Origin of the sequence: Campylobacter showae (assembly GCF_900573985.1) — a bacterium.
In the GTDB taxonomy this organism is placed as follows: Bacteria; Campylobacterota; Campylobacteria; order Campylobacterales; family Campylobacteraceae; genus Campylobacter_A; species Campylobacter_A showae_E.
Window position 1 is genome coordinate 131396 of record NZ_UWOK01000001.1, and the last position, 13452, is coordinate 144847.

The window sequence follows — 13452 nt, forward strand, 5'->3', positions numbered from 1 at the left end:
TTTCTCGCCTTTTTATATCAAATTTATGATCTCGCGCAAATCTTTTTTATCCACGCAACAAGTTGCCGCTTGCCTCAAAATTTGCTTCGCGCAAAATGCGATTTTTAAATTTGAATGCTCAAACATTGATAGGTCGTTGGCGCCGTCGCCCACGCTCATCGTCTGCTCTTTTGAGATTCCAAGCAAATTTTGTAAATTTGCAAGCATCGCTCCCTTTGAAAAGCCAAACATCATCTCGCCGCCCACAAGCCCAGTTAGGACGCCGTCTTTGTGGTGCAGGATATTGGCGAAGCTAGCGTCAAATTTGAGCTTTTCTTGCGCTCTATCGGTGCCCGAGTGAAATCCGCCGCTAAAAACTACGACCTTGATGTCTTTGCTTTTTAGATGTGCGATCAGCTCGGCGGCTCCTGGCATGAGCGGTAAATTTGAGCAAATTTGATCTACTTTAGCGAGCTCAAGCCCCTTTAAAAGCGACACTCGGCGCGTCAAGCTCTCAAAAAAATCAAGCTCGCCCGCCATCGCTTTTGCAGTTATTTCACTGACCTCATCGCCCACGCCCTTTGCTGCAGCTAGAAAATCTATCGTCTCGCCGTCCATCAGCGTCGAATCAAAATCAAATACGCAAAGCTTTATCAAATTTGACCCTAGAAATCGCGCTTTAGCAATGTTTCGACTTTTAAAATCGTAAGGATATTGTTGTCTCTTTTGCCGATACCGTAAATCATACCTTTGTCTTTTAAAAGCGTTTCAGGCGGCGGATCGATCCTGTTTTGCTGTATTCTGATGGCCTCCGTTAGCCTATCAATCACAAATCCCGCGACGTTATCGCCCTCTTTCATCACGATATACCTCGTGCTTGGGCTCGGTTTTGCGGCGTTTAGAGAAAATTTCTTTCTCAAGTCGATTAGCGGGATGACGCTACCGCGCAGATTAAACACGCCCAAAACATACTCAGGCACGCTAGGTACGCGAGTGTATTCGATGGGCTTAATGATCTCTTGGATATTTAAAATAGGTATCGCATACTCCTCGTCGCCAACAATAAAGCCGACTAGCTGGACGATCTCCTCGCGCTCTTTTTCGCTCGGGTCTATCACCTGTCTTTTTTGTCTTTTTAGAACCTGATTTAGTTTGTCGTTCATGTTCTATCCTATTAGTTTGATATTTTTTCTAACTACGTTTTCAAGGTACTCGGACGAATACGGCTTGGTGATGTACTCAGTCATTCCTACCTCCACTCCTCTTAGCCTGTCGGTCTTTGACGTCCTTGAGGTTACCGCAATAAGCGGCAAATTTCTATATTTTGAATACTTTCTAATTTCGCCCGCTAGCGTGTAGCCGTCCATCCTCGGCATTTCGATATCGATTAGCATCGCATCAAGCGCGTGTTCGCCCGATTTTACGATAGCTAGAGCCTCAACGCCGTTAGTAGCCTCGATAATGGTTACGCCAAGAGGTGCGAGCGATTTTTGCATTATAGTTCTATCCATCTTCGAGTCGTCGACGATCAGCACTTTATAATCGCTCGGTTTTTCTTTGACGCTTTTTGAGGATTCCATGCTAGCTTTTATGTCTACTTTTATATCTTTTGCCATCTCCATCATCATACCTACGTCGATGATGAGCGTTACGCGGCCGTCGCCTCTTATCGTTGCGCCCGCGATTCCAGGGATATTTTGCAGATAATCGCCCATTGATTTTATGACGATCTCCTCTTGCCCTACGAGGCTATCTACGATGATGCCAAGCTTTGCTTCCGCTACGCCGATAACGACCACGTATGTCTGATCGCCGCCGTCAAAGACCTGCTTGACGCCGAAGATATCTGAGAGCTTAACTAGCGATAGCACTTCGTCGCGTAGTCTAAGTACGTTTTTACCGTCGATCGTATAGATATCGTCGATCGGTACGCGCACGGTCTCTAAAACGCTTGCTAGAGGAATAGCGAAAAACTCCTCCTGAGCGCCTACTAAAAGCGACTGGATGATAGCTAGCGTGAGCGGGATCTTTAGCTTCATCGTCGTGCCCTTGCCCACTTCGCTTTCGATGTCGATTATGCCGTTTAGCTTTTCGATATTAGTCTTTACGACGTCCATTCCCACGCCGCGACCGCTTACGTTAGTTACCTTAGCCGCAGTCGAAAATCCCGGCTTAAATATAAGCCCAAACGCCTCTTTATCGCTCATAGTATCGGCTTCGCGCTCGGTGATGATGCCCTTTTCTATCGAGCGTGCCTTTAGCATATCGGCATCTAGTCCCTTACCGTCGTCGGTGATCTCGACTACGATATGGTTGCCTTCGTTGTAGGCTTTTAGCTGAATAGTGCCTTTTTCCGGTTTTCCCGCGGCTAGTCTGGTAGGACCGTCTTCGATGCCGTGGTCGCACGAGTTTCTTATCATATGCACCAGCGGATCGCCGATTTGCTCGACGATAGATTTATCAAGCTCTGTCTCCTCACCCGTGATTTCAAGGTCGATTTGCTTATTTAGCTCGCGGCTTAGATCGCGGATCATACGAGGGAATTTATTAAACACCTTCGCGATAGGTAGCATCCTCGTTTTCATAACGGCTAGCTGTATGTCGGTAGTCACTAGGCTTAGGCTAGACACTACTTGATTTAGCTCCTCGAGGAATTTCTCGCCTTCGTACCTCTCCTCGACGTCGTCGTAAATTTTGAGCAACCTGTTTTTGCCAAGCACCAACTCGCCGATCAGGTTCATCAGGTGATCTAGGCGCTTAACCTCGACGCGTATAGTTTGCTCGTCCGCGCTAGCTCCGCTTGATGGAGCGGGTACTTTTTTGTCCTCTTTTTTGTTGGCAGGCTTTGCTGGAGCGGGCTTTGGAGCCGGAGCTGAATTTGACGGTGCAGAAGCTTGAGGTGCGGCAGGCGCTGCAGGTTTTGGCGCTTCGCCTGCTGCTGCTTTTTGGGCCCGTCTTGCCTGATCCTCGGCCTTTCTTACTTTCAGCAGTCTTTCTATCTCAGCTTCGACCTCGTCGTCGCTTAAATTTGATAAATTCTCATCGCTAACGGGTTCGGGCTCAGGCTCTTTCGGCGTCTCTACCACAGGCTCTGGCGCTGCGGGAGCAGGCTTGCTAGCGGCCGCACTCGGGGCTTCGCCTTCAGATATCGCGGTTAGTCTTTTGCAGATATCTTCTATCTCTATGCCTACGTCCGTATCGTTACCGCTATCTCTGATACCGTGGAGTAGCCCCTTCATCATATCTACGGACTCCAGCACCACGTCCATGATATCCGGAGTTATCTTTAGTTCATTTCGGCGAGCTTTGTTTAGCACGTCCTCCATATGATGAGTAAGCTTAGTAAGGATATCGAAATTTAAAAAGCTCGATGACCCCTTGACCGTATGTGCAACTCGGAAAATTCTATTTAAAAGCTCTAAATCTTCAGGGTTTGACTCAAGCTCTATAAGGTCATGGTCTATTTGTTCTACTAGTTCGAAGGCTTCAACCAGGAAGTCTTCCATTATTTCTCTCATATCATCCATGATTTTCCCCCTTATTTCTTGTGCGCTTCGATCACGCGAAGCACCTCGTTATAAAATAGCGATGCGTCAAATTTGGTTAGATATGCTGCGGCTCCGGCCTCTCTGCTTTGAGCTTCGCTATAGTCGTTGCTTAAAGAAGAGTTAAATATGATAGGAATTCCCGTATATCTCGGATCGTCTTTTATCGTCGATGCAAAGCGGTATCCGTCCATCTGAGGCATCTCGATATCGCTCAAAATCACTCTTAAAAAGTTATTTAACTTATCGCCGTACATCTCGTAAAGATCCTCCATCCTAGCAAGCCCCTCTACGCCGTCTTTTGCTTCGACTACTTTTAGTCCCATTTTTTCTAGCATATCTTTTACTAGTTTTCTTGCCGTCGAGCTATCGTCTAGCACTAGTGCTAAACCGCTCAAAAGCTTACTTTGATCAATCTCTACTTCCATTTTCGGGCTATAAATGCCAAGCTCTTCGACGACGCTTTCAAGGTCTAGTATGAGCAAAACTTCGTCGTTTTCGATGCGAGTTACGCCTGTTATCTTGCCTTTATCCAGCGTTCCGGCGTTTGAGGCAAAAGTCGCCGCTTCGATATCCGCCCAGCTTATGCGCCTAATGCGTTTTGCCTCATGGACGATAAAGCCTATCAATATCCCGCTAAATTCGGCGATAATAACGCGAGGCTTGATAGCTCCGCCCTTAGGCTCGTTTATCTGCATCCATTTGGCTAAATTTATGACAGGTATCACTACGCCGCGAAGGTCAAAAATCCCCTCGATATACTCGGGTACTCCGGGAAGTTCGGTTAAATTAGGCATCTTGATGATCTCGCGTACCTTAGCGACGTTGACGCCGTATATACCCTCGTATACATTGTCCCCCGACTGCTTAAAGATACGAAAATCAACAAGCTCCATCTCATTTGAACCGGTTTTTAATGTGCCGTTGTTAAGCATTTTAAACCTTTACGCTCTTTCGAGCAAACTTAATATTTTGGCCGTATTCTACTACAAAATAGCTTTGCTCGCATGCAAAAGATGGAACATTTATATATTTTTGTTTACCTATCGTGTACTGTTCGCCTTGGTGATAGTGCCCCTCGATGATGATGTCAGCCTCGTAAAATACGTTATATCGGCGCATTTTTGCTTCGACTAAATTCTTAAAATTCGGTATTTTATAATCTAAAATTTTTCGTTTAAGCTTATTTAAAATTCGTTTCGAGAGTCTAAAATTTAAAAATTTATCGAAAAAATTCATCGTTTTTAAAAAAATTTTGACGCGTAAAAATCTCAAAGCGTTTTTTGCGACAAAAGGCAAAAATATATCTCCGTGCGCGATAAGCACGCTCTGTCCGCACTCAGAGGAAAATTTAACCGGCTGAGCGCCGATCGGATAGGCTTTGACGTTTTTAAACAGAGGCGCGAGGTTAAAGTCGTGATTTCCCTCGAAATAATAAATTTCCATTTCCTCGCCCAGTTCGTCGATCGCGCGGACGTATCGCTCGTAAAATTTGACGAAAAACTCGCACTCGCCCGCCAAAAAATCAAACATATCGCCCATCAAAAATAGCTGTGACGTCTTTATCTCGCCGCTTTTTAATGCGCACAAAAAATGCCAGAAATTTTCGCGATTTTCGTTTTCGTGCGAGTCGGCGATAAAGATCGCACCGCTTTTTACGACGATTTGCTCAGGCATCAAATTTTACTTTTTTGTAGCGCCAAATTTGCGGCTATGGATTTTAAATTTAGCAAACGCCATAGTTAAATTTGACGGCTCAAATTTACCGGCCGAGCTCGTAAATTTAACGGTTTTAAACGCGCTCATCGGCTTAAAATTTGATCGGTTTGTAGCTAACGGATACGATCTCGACGTCGCTTCTGCCGTTTGGTAAATTTAGCGCGACCTCGTCGCCCTCGCTCTTGCCGATTAGCTGTTTGGCTAGAGGCGAGTTTATAGAGATGAGACCGCGCTCTAGGTTGCTCTCCGGCGTACCCACTAGCGTGTAGGTCTTTTCTAGCTCGGTTTCTACGTCCATGATGACGACCGTGGAGCCAAATTTTACCTTATCGTGCTCGTACTCTGCAGGGTCGATTACCTTAGCGCGGCTTACTATGTCGCTAAGCTCGGCGATACGGCTTTCTATAAACGCCTGCTTTTCGCGTGCGGCGTGGTATTCGGCATTTTCTTTTAGGTCGCCGTGACTGCGCGCGATGTCGATTTCTTCGACGATATTGGGCCTTTCGACCGTCTTTAGGTTTTTTAGTTCGTTCGTGATTTTTTCATACCCGAAAAGCGTCATAGGTTCGGTCATTTTTCATCCTTTTTAGTCGTTAAAATTTGCGCTACATTTGCGGCAGAGCCGTGTTTTAAGTACTTTCGCAGCTCCTCGCAGCCGGCGATAAATTTCTTTTTATCGCAGCTCTCGTAGGCTTTTATTAGATTGCCGGGCGTTACTTCCTCTTGCAGTAGCTCCTCGTGCAGCGCCTCTTCGCCCATAAAATCAAACATTATATTTGCAAGCCCGATGTGGCGCAGCTTCACAAACATCCGCGCGATCATTATATCGATTGCTTTAGCTTTATAGGCTAGCACGAACGGCGTGCCCACGAGCGCGGCCTGCAGCGTCGCGGTACCTGAGCAGATGAAGGCAAACTCGCTTTGCAAAAGCGCGCGCGGCGCGTCCGTAACCACGCTAAAGTCGCTCACGTCGCCGTAAATTTGCATATCGTTTGCTAAAAATGGCGGTACGACGAGTAGTTTTTCTTTGTCTTTTATCTGGCTCGCCACCTCGCGAAAAATCGGCATCAACCGCGAAATTTCGGCGCGGCGGGATCCCGGCATAAAAGCGATCTTACCGCTTTGTAAAAGCTCGTTTTTTCGTACTCGCAGCTCGTCAAGCAGCGGGTGTCCGACATAATGTGAGCGATTGTAGTACATCCCGTCAAACGGCAAAATCGACGCCAAATGATCGCAGTAGGCCTCAACCTTCGCCACGCGTCCGGCCTTCCACGCCCACACCTGCGGCAAGATATAGTAGGTCACGGGCTTTTTGATGCCCGCTTCTTTGATTGCCTTAGCTAGCGGCAAGTTAAAGGCGGGACTATCGATAAGTAGCACGGCGTCGCACTGCGCAGCTAGGCGCGTCATCTCTTTTATCGCACGCTTTGCCTTAAAATAAAGCGGCAAAACCTCCACGAAGCCCATCGCGGAAAACTCCGAGCTTGGCATAAAAGGCTCGCCGAATTTCTCATCAAAAATGCCTTTTAATTCGCACTTTGGCAGGTGCTCTAAAACCTGCTCGAAGTGCAAATTTGCAGAGGCCTCTAAACAAGAGACGAGTAGCTTCACTGATTGCCCTCAAATTCGCCAACTATATCCGCAAGCTCGGTCGCACGCTCTTTAGTCATCTGCAAATAGCAATCGGCCGCGTCTAGACGGTGAATCGAGCCTTGCTGAGGATAAAAAGCGCATTTGGCCTCTTTATAAGCAACCCACTTACGCTGTATATCTTTTAGGATTTTTTTATTTTCGTCGTTTAGTACGTTCATAGCCTTTTTATAGTTTTCGTTTAAAATTTTATCTTGAACGGCGAATTCGGCATTTATACACCCTACCATACCGGCGATGGAGCTATCTTTTTGCATACATTCATCTACGCGTTTTTGCGATTCGTCCCTTTCTTCCAGATTCGTCTCTAAATTCGACGGCGAATTTGACGAAGGCTTTGTCTTTATCGCAAGTTCTTGCGCACCAAAAACGAGGCTAGCCGCAAAAGCAGCAAAAATAAATTTTTTAAGCATATTTTACCCTTTAAATTTAACGGGAATTATCGCCTAAAACGGCTAAATAAACAATAAAATTTAAATTTATAAGAAAAATTCGGATTTAAAAATTTGAAAGATAAATGCGTAAATTTAAAAACCCAAAGCCCGCAGGCCTTGGGTTTTGGGGTTTATTTAAAATTTAGGTTCTTAACGTCTTCGTCGGCTTTTTTCATAGCTTCGGTAGGCGCTACGCCGATAGGATATTTATGTCCTAAAGAAGCAGGCGCAGGAACCGGAGTAGCCTCTTGAGTTAGCTTGATGCTGATGCCGTAAGGCGCAAGCTCGTTAACTAGCTCGGTTTGTCCTTGGCGAGCAAATTCTTTACATTGACCTAGGATTCTAGCCGACTCTTCGTCTCCGTGGAAGCCGTAGCTGTTTTCGCTAAATGCGAAGTCCCAGCGGATGTGAGTTTTGCGGTGCAAGTAAAGAGTCTTTTCAAGAGCCTTACTGATAGCTTCTTTTCTCTCTTTTTCATCGGCGATCGAAGCAAATTTCTCATGCTTAGCTAGCTCGGCTCTGGCCGTTTTTACGTCTTGGATCAAAGAAAGTAGCGCATTTTCGCAGTTTCTTAGCTCGTAAGCGTGGCGATTTTGTACGAATGAAATTCTATCTTTTAGCACTTGTTCGCTTTGCGGGTGGCAAGTTTTGCAAGCCGCGTTTATATCGGCAAGCGGAGTTAAAATTTCATGCTCGGTGATCTTTTGAGCTCCGGCGCGTTTATACGGCATGTGACAATCAGCGCACGTTACGCCGCTTCTTCCGTGGATACCGGTTGAGCTTAGCTCAGCCTCTGAGTGCTGCATCTTGATGATTTTAGCGCCGGTATCTTTGTGGATGTAGTCAAATTTAAACCCGTCCTCTTTGGCTAACTGATCGTCATAGTATTGGTCGAAATTCTCGATCTTAAACGGCTCGTCTTTCTTCCAGAAATTCCAAGGGAAGGTTAAAACGGATTCTTTGCCTGCAGGATAGTATTCTACGTGGCACTGCATACAAACATAGCTTCTCATCTCTTGTCTGGTGGCCTTTATACCGCTTTTTGCGTCGGCTTGGTAGCCTCTAGCGACCATTGCGTTTACGAATGCGGGTCTTGTAACTCTTAGACTCATATCATCTGGCGAGTGGCAGTCTGCACAGGTGCTACCTAAGTGCGAGCCGTGGATACTCTCGCCGTGTTTAGCCGCGATCTTTTTCATGACGTCAAAATACGGAATAGAGTTCATCTTCGTCCACGCGGCTTTTCTCTTTTCGCCTTCCTCTTTAGGCATTACGTCGAAAAACGGCATAGGCTTAGTTGCAGCAGGCGTAGGATCGGCAGTTAGGTTATAATCGCCATCAACTTGAAGCGCGGTTAAATATCCGGTGTGGCAATTGACGCAATATCCTGGCTGACCCTTAAATGCAGGAAGCCCGTGAGCGTTTAGATACTCTTTATCGTTTCTTTTGGTTTCGATCTGATCTATCTGAGAGTAGTAGTGAGTTCTAGGTTTGCTGTAATCTACGCCGAATGCATAGCCGTTCCAAAACACTGTAGCCGCAGGCCAGCGAATAATCTTGCTATAAGGTAAATCTCCGCCGAAAGCCGTTTCTACAAATTCGCTTCCCTTTGGATTTGCGTCGCTTTTATGCTCCATTTTTTTGTAAGCATCGAGCTGATTTGGGAAATTTGCGCCCCATTTTTCAAAATCAGGCTCAAGTTCGCTCACTTTATTGAGCATTAGCGGGTAGGTTTTTGACTCTTCTTTTTTATGAGCTATGTCATTATAAAGAGCAAGTACGCCCGCACCAAGTGCGATAGCTACTAGAAAAGTAACTATATATGACAGTTTTTTCATTATTCTCCTCCTAGAATTATTTTAAAAGTTATGTGCGTGTCCGGCTTGTCTGTGACAAGATACGCATTTTAACGGCTCGTTGGCATTAGCATACTGCCCGTGTTTGCCTGGCAAGCTATCACCTATAGCTCTTGGATCGACTGAATTTCCAGCATAATCCTTATGGCACTCTATACAATTGTTTTGTATGATTTCCTTTTGCTCATCGCTTGCTGTAAACGATAAGGGATTATCCAAGAAAGTAAACGCATAACCGTGCAAGAAGCCGTATTTAGCTTTCGCCAGCCATTTGCTTACGAATTCTTTAGGCATGTGACAATCTATACACGTCGTAACGTGTTGATGTCCGCCCTTAGACCAGCCTTCATAGACTTGGTTCATGACGTGGCAGTTTATACAGGCTTCGGGATCGCGAGTAAGATGCTGAGGACCGTTAGCAAAAAAGAATGTGAAAATTCCAAATCCGCCAGTAAGTCCGATAACCGCCAGCAAAGCTATGACCCATTTAGACGCTTTTTTCTTTGCGTTTTCCATAATCGGCTTTCTAACCTCCTTTGTAAATTTAAATAAAACTTAACTTTATTTATAAGCTGGTATTTTATTATTAGTTCGCTTAAATTCTCATTTATTTTCCTAATATAATTAAAATTAAATCTAAAGTTTATTTTTATACTGTGTAAATATAACAGTAGTTGTTATCAACTTATTTCGGCTGATTTCAATCTATTTCGGCATTATATAATATAATATATTTACTATCTTAAATTTGAATAAAATTTAAAAACTAAAAAATATAAAGTAAACAATATCTAACATAGGCCAAAACTTTAAATTTAAATAATAAAAGCTGTGCTAAAATCATTTCTTTAAAAATTTGAAAGCTATGGGCTCGTCAAATTTGAGCTAATCGTGATAAAAAGGAATAAATTTGAAAGAAATTTTAATCACAAACGACGACGGCTTCGAGGCTAGCGGCCTTCATGCTTTAGCTAGCGCACTAAGGGAGCTACCTGATACCCGCGTTACGATCGTCGCTCCAAGTACCGAAAAATCAGCCTGTGCGCACTCTCTAACGCTTACTAGACCCCTTCGCTTTATCAAGCTTGATGATGATTTTTACAAACTCGACGACGCCACGCCCGCAGACTGCGTCTATCTCGCGCTTCATGCGCTTTATAAAAGACTGCCCGACCTCGTAATCAGCGGCATAAACCACGGCGCAAATGTGGGCGAAGATATCACCTACTCGGGTACGTGTGGAGCGGCTATGGAGGGCGTTTTGCAGGGCGTGCCAAGTATCGCGTTTTCGCAGTTTTATAAAAACGACAGTATCGAAAAACTCGGCTTTTCGCTCGCGCAGCAAGCCGTCAAATTTATCGTTCCGCGCGTACTAGAGGGTGAAATATCCCTACCGCCGCGCCAATTTTTAAACGTAAATATCCCAGCCGTCTCCGTCCGCGAATTTAGAGGCTACCGCATAGTTCCCGCAGGCAGGCGCAGCTACGCCACGCACGCGATGCTCCACCGCAACCCGCGTGGCGTCGAGTACTACTGGCTCGGACAGCCGTCGAATTTAGACTACGAGCAAAACAGCGAGTCCGACATAAGCGTGCTTAGCGAGAGTTTTGCCTCGCTAACTCCGATCATGCTAGATATGACCGCGCACGCGAGCTTGCAGGGCCTAAAAACCGCGCTAAAGGATCAAATTTGAGCGAGGAAATTTTGGATCAAAATGACCGATTTACGAGATCTCGCTGGCTGTTTGGCGATGATTTTAAAAAGCTTCAAAACGCAAACGTACTAATCTGTGGCGTAGGCGGCGTGGGCGGAGTCTGTGCGGATGCGCTAGCTCGCGCGGGCGTGGGTAAAATTACCATCATCGACAAAGATATTTTTGATATAACCAATCAAAACCGTCAGATTTACAGCGAAGTAGTTGGAGCCGTTAAAGTGGGAGAATTTGCCAAAAGATACGAGTGCGTAACGGCGCTGCAGGAGCTAATGACGCCCGAGCTTATCGCAAATTTTGATTTCTCGCCCTTTGATCTCGTGATCGACGCTATCGACGACGTACCCGCCAAGATCGCGCTCGCGCTAAAAACGCACGAAAAGCTCATTAGCTCGATGGGCGGCGCAAAGCGCATAGACCCGACACAGATCAAGGTCGCCTCCGTTTGGCAAACCTGCAACGATCCGTTTGCTAAAAAAATACGCACCGAGCTTAAAAAAGCGGGCTTTAAAGGTAAATTTGACGTCGTGTTTTCGACCGAACTGCCAAGGTGCGTGAAACTGGGCAGTTTTATGGGTGTAACGGCGTGTTTTGGGCTAAATTTAGCTGCTTTAGCGGTTAGAAAAATCATCAGCGATAAATAATTTTAATTAGTCTGGGCGAGTTTAACCGCTCGCTTAAAACAAATTTATGCTATTATACCGCACTTAAATTAAGGAAAAAAATGAAAACATGCGTCATCCTTGCCGGGGGCAAAAGCTCGCGAATGGGCCGCGACAAAACGCTGCTACCTTTTGGCGGATTTGCGACGCTCACGCACTACGGAGCGCATAAATTCGGGCGGATTTTTGAGCGCGTATTCGTTAGCTCCAAATTTGAAAAATTTAACCCACCCCTGCCGCTCATCAAAGACGCCGACGCAGAGGAAATCTCGCGGTCAAATTTGACCGAGGCGAGCAACAAAGAGGGTGCGCCAAAAAACTCAGCTCAAATTTTCGCGCAAGATACGTCAAATTTGAGCGAGCTAGCCTTTTCTCCGATGCTAGCGCTTTACAGTATCCTTAAGAACTTCCCTAACGAAAGCGTCTTTATTGTCCCGGCCGATATGCCCTTTGTTAGCGAAAACTGCGTGCGCGAACTATATAAATTTACCGGCGAATACGACATGGTCATCGCTGCGGACGAGTCGCATACGCACTCGCTTTGCGGGTTTTTTAGTGGGGATTTAGCGGACGCGGCGGGCGAGCTTTTTGCCGAGGGCGAGCACAAGATCGGGCTTTTGCGCGACCGTTGCCGCTGCAAGATCGTAAAATTCGCGCGCGAAGACGAGTTTTTTAACATCAACTATCAAGCCGATTACGAACAAGCTTTAAAAGAAGGAAAAATATGAAAAAAATTATCGTTTTACTGGCGGTTTTGTTAAATTTCGTACCAGCCGGCGAGCCTGCAACGGCGAAGCAAAATTTAGCCGGCCAGCCTGAAAATGCGGCTGAAAATTTGACCGAACCGACCGCCAAAGACGAAGCCAAGCGCCTCTACGAAGCCGCCGCAAAGCTCGAGCATGAAGGCGACAAAACAAGAGCCCTTCAGCTTTATAAACTAGCGGCTAAAAAGGCGATATTTACGGACGAGGACGGCGAAACTGCCGCTATGGAGCGCTCCGTGATCGCACCGTCAGATAGCGTAGCGGACGCGCCCGTAGAGGAGCAAAAGATCGCCTCTAAAGAGCGCCCGAAAGCGAAATTTGAAAGCGGCGAGGCATACGACGTGGATGAAATTTTGGGCCTAAAAATGCACCACCTAAACTACCTTTTGCCTGCAACCTACGCATTTAACGACGTTGAAGGCAGGCGCAGATTTGAGACCGCTTTTCAAATCAGCCTGCAAAAGCCGCTACTTTACGACGTGTTTGATATGAATGAAACGATCTCGGCAGGCTACTCGCAAAGCTCGTGGTGGCAGACAGCTAAGAGCTCTACGCCGTTTCGCGAGACCAACTACCGCCCGGAGATTTTCATAACCGTTCCGATGAGATTTGAGGCGCTACCGAGTCTTGACTACCTACGCGCGGGGCTTTTGCACGAGAGTAACGGCCAGGGCGGCGAGAAGTCTCGCTCGTGGAACCGCGTATATCTCGAGGCTAAACTTTACGCCGGTAGTCTAGTCGTGATCCCGCGAGCGTGGGCGCGCATCCCTGAGAGCAAAGGCAGCGACGACAATCCCGACATCGAAAAATACCTCGGCAATATGGATATAAATTTCGCTCTGCCTTACCGCGGCCATATCTTTACGGCGATGGTGCGAAACAACCTGCATTTTGATAAAACAAACCGAGGCGCGGGCGAGCTTGGGTGGCTGTTTCCGTTTGGAAAAAGCGGCGTTTACGGCTACGTGAAGTACTTTACGGGATACGGCGAGAGCCTCATCGACTACAACCGCCACACCGATAAAGTCGGTATCGGCTTCGCGATTTTAAAATAAAAGCTTGCCGCATTCGGGCGGCGGCAACAAGGCAAAATCTCAGCAAAAACGACATAAACGAAAGTCAAATTTGCCCG

Annotated in this window: 15 protein-coding genes; 4 read left to right on the top strand and 11 right to left on the bottom strand. The window is 46.3% G+C overall.

The genetic code is table 11. The features are described from left to right. Positions 1–12 precede the first annotated feature (12 nt). From serB to nrfH, 11 genes are all read right to left on the bottom strand, one after another. Positions 13–636, bottom strand: coding sequence for a phosphoserine phosphatase SerB (gene serB / locus EE116_RS00675; RefSeq protein ID WP_122872803.1), 624 nt, complete (start codon positions 634–636; stop codon positions 13–15). An 8-nt stretch (positions 637–644) separates the two neighbouring features. Continuing rightward, positions 645–1142 carry a chemotaxis protein CheW gene (locus EE116_RS00680; RefSeq protein WP_122872804.1) on the bottom strand — a complete coding sequence of 166 codons (498 nt, stop codon included), beginning with the start codon at positions 1140–1142 and terminating at the stop codon, positions 645–647. Positions 1143–1145: 3 nt separating this feature from the next. Continuing rightward, positions 1146–3506: a hybrid sensor histidine kinase/response regulator gene (locus EE116_RS00685; protein ID WP_122872805.1), complete on the bottom strand. Its 2361-nt coding sequence runs from the start codon at positions 3504–3506 to the stop codon at positions 1146–1148. Between the two features lie 11 nt (positions 3507–3517). Beyond that, a complete protein-coding gene (locus EE116_RS00690) occupies positions 3518–4459 on the bottom strand; it encodes a chemotaxis protein (protein ID WP_002947271.1) in 942 nt (313 codons plus the stop codon). A 1-nt stretch (position 4460) separates the two neighbouring features. After that, positions 4461–5201: a UDP-2,3-diacylglucosamine diphosphatase gene (locus EE116_RS00695; RefSeq protein WP_122872806.1), complete on the bottom strand. Its 741-nt coding sequence runs from the start codon at positions 5199–5201 to the stop codon at positions 4461–4463. A gap of 6 nt (positions 5202–5207) precedes the next feature. Next, complete coding sequence (locus EE116_RS12955) at positions 5208–5330, bottom strand: hypothetical protein (RefSeq protein ID WP_277418935.1); 123 nt, start codon at positions 5328–5330, stop codon at positions 5208–5210. A gap of 4 nt (positions 5331–5334) precedes the next feature. Beyond that, on the bottom strand, positions 5335–5817 hold the full coding sequence (greA, locus tag EE116_RS00700) for a transcription elongation factor GreA (RefSeq protein ID WP_122868651.1): 483 nt from the start codon (positions 5815–5817) through the stop codon (positions 5335–5337). Then, on the bottom strand, positions 5814–6854 hold the full coding sequence (gene lpxB / locus EE116_RS00705) for a lipid-A-disaccharide synthase (protein ID WP_122872807.1): 1041 nt from the start codon (positions 6852–6854) through the stop codon (positions 5814–5816). The genes greA and lpxB overlap by 4 nt, the downstream gene beginning before the upstream one ends. Beyond that, the gene (locus EE116_RS00710; protein ID WP_122872808.1) at positions 6851–7306 is read right to left on the bottom strand and encodes a lysozyme inhibitor LprI family protein; all 456 of its coding nucleotides are present in this window, start codon (positions 7304–7306) and stop codon (positions 6851–6853) included. The genes lpxB and EE116_RS00710 overlap by 4 nt, the downstream gene beginning before the upstream one ends. A gap of 152 nt (positions 7307–7458) precedes the next feature. Then, entirely contained in the window at positions 7459–9165 is a 1707-nt protein-coding gene (locus EE116_RS00715) for an ammonia-forming cytochrome c nitrite reductase subunit c552 (RefSeq protein WP_122872809.1), read from the bottom strand. Positions 9166–9186: 21 nt separating this feature from the next. Continuing rightward, complete coding sequence (gene nrfH / locus EE116_RS00720) at positions 9187–9699, bottom strand: cytochrome c nitrite reductase small subunit (RefSeq protein WP_122872810.1); 513 nt, start codon at positions 9697–9699, stop codon at positions 9187–9189. Positions 9700–10093: 394 nt separating this feature from the next. On the opposite strand from nrfH, the gene surE reads away from it, so the two are divergent. The 4 genes from surE to EE116_RS00740 all read left to right on the top strand — a co-directional run bounded on the left by surE (position 10094) and on the right by EE116_RS00740 (position 13375). Beyond that, entirely contained in the window at positions 10094–10876 is a 783-nt protein-coding gene (surE, locus tag EE116_RS00725) for a 5'/3'-nucleotidase SurE (RefSeq protein WP_122872811.1), read from the top strand. Continuing rightward, positions 10873–11538, top strand: a complete 666-nt coding sequence (locus EE116_RS00730; protein WP_206159223.1) for a tRNA threonylcarbamoyladenosine dehydratase — start codon at positions 10873–10875, stop codon at positions 11536–11538. The genes surE and EE116_RS00730 overlap by 4 nt, the downstream gene beginning before the upstream one ends. 80 nt (positions 11539–11618) lie before the next feature. Beyond that, a complete protein-coding gene (gene mobA, locus EE116_RS00735) occupies positions 11619–12284 on the top strand; it encodes a molybdenum cofactor guanylyltransferase (protein WP_122872812.1) in 666 nt (221 codons plus the stop codon). Further along, positions 12281–13375 (top strand): phospholipase A, encoded by a 1095-nt coding sequence (locus EE116_RS00740; protein WP_122872813.1) that lies wholly within the window; start codon positions 12281–12283, stop codon positions 13373–13375. The genes mobA and EE116_RS00740 overlap by 4 nt, the downstream gene beginning before the upstream one ends. Positions 13376–13452 lie beyond the last annotated feature (77 nt).

What these genes read in the sequence shown, in the direction of transcription:
- EE116_RS00680 (WP_122872804.1), bottom strand. Translation starts at nt 1,142, where the DNA reads ATGAACGACAAACTAAATCAGGTTCTAAAAAGACAAAAAAGACAGGTG.
- EE116_RS00695 (WP_122872806.1), bottom strand. Translation starts at nt 5,201, where the DNA reads ATGCCTGAGCAAATCGTCGTAAAAAGCGGTGCGATCTTTATCGCCGAC.
- EE116_RS00710 (WP_122872808.1), bottom strand. Translation starts at nt 7,306, where the DNA reads ATGCTTAAAAAATTTATTTTTGCTGCTTTTGCGGCTAGCCTCGTTTTT.
- EE116_RS00740 (WP_122872813.1), top strand. Translation starts at nt 12,281, where the DNA reads ATGAAAAAAATTATCGTTTTACTGGCGGTTTTGTTAAATTTCGTACCA.
- greA (WP_122868651.1), bottom strand. Translation starts at nt 5,817, where the DNA reads ATGACCGAACCTATGACGCTTTTCGGGTATGAAAAAATCACGAACGAA.
- EE116_RS00685 (WP_122872805.1), bottom strand. Translation starts at nt 3,506, where the DNA reads ATGGATGATATGAGAGAAATAATGGAAGACTTCCTGGTTGAAGCCTTC.
- mobA (WP_122872812.1), top strand. Translation starts at nt 11,619, where the DNA reads ATGAAAACATGCGTCATCCTTGCCGGGGGCAAAAGCTCGCGAATGGGC.
- EE116_RS12955 (WP_277418935.1), bottom strand. Translation starts at nt 5,330, where the DNA reads ATGAGCGCGTTTAAAACCGTTAAATTTACGAGCTCGGCCGGTAAATTT.
- EE116_RS00690 (WP_002947271.1), bottom strand. Translation starts at nt 4,459, where the DNA reads ATGCTTAACAACGGCACATTAAAAACCGGTTCAAATGAGATGGAGCTT.
- EE116_RS00715 (WP_122872809.1), bottom strand. Translation starts at nt 9,165, where the DNA reads ATGAAAAAACTGTCATATATAGTTACTTTTCTAGTAGCTATCGCACTT.
- nrfH (WP_122872810.1), bottom strand. Translation starts at nt 9,699, where the DNA reads ATGGAAAACGCAAAGAAAAAAGCGTCTAAATGGGTCATAGCTTTGCTG.